The following is a 2,142-nucleotide window of genomic DNA, read 5'->3' as shown; positions in this document are numbered from 1 at the left end:
GCGACGGCCGCGCTCATGGCCGGCTGACTTAGGTTGATGCTGCTTGCCGCCGCCGACAGGTTGCGCTGGGTCAGCAGTGCGTCGAGCACGACGAGAAGGTTCAGATCAAGGCCTTTGAAGCGCATCGCTTTCACTTATCCATAGCGTGAATGCTCGCGATCTAAACAATCGATTTTACCAAACTTCCAGGGCGCTGCATAGATGACCGGACCTGACATGCACCCGATCACGCCACGGCTTCTGTAGCGTGTGCTGGGAAATGACTTGCAAGTAGCCGATCATGTCGAGCTCTCCGCTTTCTTCCGAAAGGCCTATGGGCCGACAGGGGCTTTCAGGCGGTCGTAGCTGGGCCGGTGCAAGGCGGGAGGTTCGCGCAATCGGCTCTATGTGCGGCGTAGCGGCTTACTTGGACCTGCTGCGCCGTTCATCACGGTTGGCGAGGTGATTTCTTGGTAGGCGAACTCGGATTGTACAGGGTGCATCCGGATCTTGAGAGACTCGGAATGAGCCATTCTATCCACGTCATCTGTCCGGTGCAGCAGCAGCTTGGCATTCCATTCGCTTTTAGCACGATTCGGCACGTGCTGCGGAATCATCTTGAGAGGTTCTGCAGAGACGTCCCGGCGACCATAGTGCCGGGCCATCGCCTCGCCACACATGATCGCGACCGCCACTGCGCTCCAGGTTTGCGATCAGGCACTGGGATTTCGTCCGCTCGGTTGCAGCCAGTCGGCCCTCGATACCACGCCGCGATCCGCGTAAATTTCGATCTTTTCACCGAAACTGGCGTGCTCGCCGTGCCCAGAAACGGCCGTAGCAACCGCAACAGGTGGGCTGGAGTCTGATGCTTGATCAAATAACAGTCGGAGCGAAGGGACGCGGCTCGCGCCCAGCAGAGACACACGACCGAGACCTAAGCCTTGATTTCGCCAAAGGTATACTAATTACTTTAGTGATAATTGGGCACTTAGTACAATATTTAATTTATCGAGGCACTGACGATTTCTGGACGTCTCCGTATTATAAGTCGATCTACATGTTTCATATGCCTCTCTTTATGGCGATAAGTGGATATGTTTCTTCTGGGGCAATTTTGCGAAAACCGTTCATTCAAGGGGTCGGCAATCGAGCAACGCAGTTACTACTACCAATGCTTTTTTGGTGTGCGTTAATTTGGACATTAAAGTCCGCCATGATCCCTCCTACGACAAGCTTAACTGATGGATTGCTGGACTTTTCGAAGGAACTCATTGGAACATACTGGTTCATATGGGCGGCGTTTATCTCGTTCATTCTAATTAGACTGTTTACAATTTCCAATCGCGTATCGATGTGGATTATAAGCGCATCTGCAATTGCGGTCGCATTCGCGCCCATTACATTTTCAATAACCCCGTCATTAAGATACACTTACCCATTTTATTGTCTCGGGTTCTTGCTTGCGCAGCCGATCGGATGGCAGAAAATTATCATTTGGGCACACAATTCGATTTTTGTAGTTTTACTGTCGATAACAGCTTTAATATGCTTTATTTTGTGGGGCAAGGAGACTTACGCCTACAACAATCTCGTTTTAATTCATGATAAACAGTCGGCTGAACAAGTATTTCTGATGTTCACTGGCTCGGCAGCAGCTTCTGCAGTAGCGATGCAGCTTATGTTTCGGTGCTGGAGAATTGTCTATTCAACTAGAGTAGCTCAGTTTGTCGCGGTGGAGCTTGGTCAGAGCACGCTGCTGCTTTACCTGGTCCAGGGTGCCGTGTTTCGCCTCATGGACGTGATACAGTTTGGAGAACTCTGGAATCTCACGACCAGAATCGCGTTCGCAAGTGTGGTTGGAGTGGCGATTGTCGTCACGGCGATGGCAATTCGCAAGATTGCGCGCGACCTTGGATATGTGTCGCAGATCCTTGTCGGAGCGCCGCCACGCCCAAGTCTGCTCAAATCTCAATCTGCAATAAATTAGCCGCCCACAATGGTCGCGATGACAAGCAACCACGTTACGGACAGATGAGGCATGCGTTTCAAAGGCCTCGATCTGAACCTTCTCGTCGTGCTCGACGCACTGCTGACCGAGCGCAACCTCACGGCGGCGGCAAGCAGCATCAACCTAAGTCAGCCGGCCATGAGCGCGGCCGTCGG

At 52.2% G+C, this 2,142-nt stretch carries 4 protein-coding genes and 1 pseudogene; 4 read left to right on the top strand and 1 reads right to left on the bottom strand.

Features of this window, described 5'->3' with window-relative positions:
* Nucleotides 1–125 (bottom strand): LysR family transcriptional regulator (locus AC0L2C_RS34045; protein WP_473525513.1); only part of this gene is annotated, 125 nt, incomplete at its 3' end.
* A gap of 124 nt (nucleotides 126–249) precedes the next feature.
* Here AC0L2C_RS34045 and AC0L2C_RS34040 point away from each other — a divergent pair.
* The 4 genes and pseudogenes from AC0L2C_RS34040 to AC0L2C_RS34025 form a co-directional block, all read left to right on the top strand.
* Nucleotides 250–445 (top strand): annotated as a pseudogene (locus AC0L2C_RS34040) (hypothetical protein).
* A gap of 58 nt (nucleotides 446–503) precedes the next feature.
* Entirely contained in the window at nucleotides 504–845 is a 342-nt protein-coding gene (locus AC0L2C_RS34035; protein ID WP_473525512.1) for a hypothetical protein, read from the top strand.
* Nucleotides 845–1,966: a nodulation factor fucose acetyltransferase NolL gene (nolL, locus tag AC0L2C_RS34030; protein WP_473525510.1), complete on the top strand. Its 1,122-nt coding sequence runs from the start codon at nucleotides 845–847 to the stop codon at nucleotides 1,964–1,966. Before AC0L2C_RS34035 ends, nolL begins: the two co-directional genes overlap by 1 nt.
* A gap of 51 nt (nucleotides 1,967–2,017) precedes the next feature.
* Nucleotides 2,018–2,142, top strand: a 125-nt coding sequence (locus tag AC0L2C_RS34025) for a LysR family transcriptional regulator (RefSeq protein ID WP_473525511.1), incomplete at its 3' end; no start/stop codon positions are given.

The organism is Mesorhizobium sp. WSM4845 (assembly GCF_055811455.1).
The sequence above is the reverse complement of the archived record's forward strand: the minus strand, read 5'-3'. Positions and strand labels throughout refer to the sequence as shown.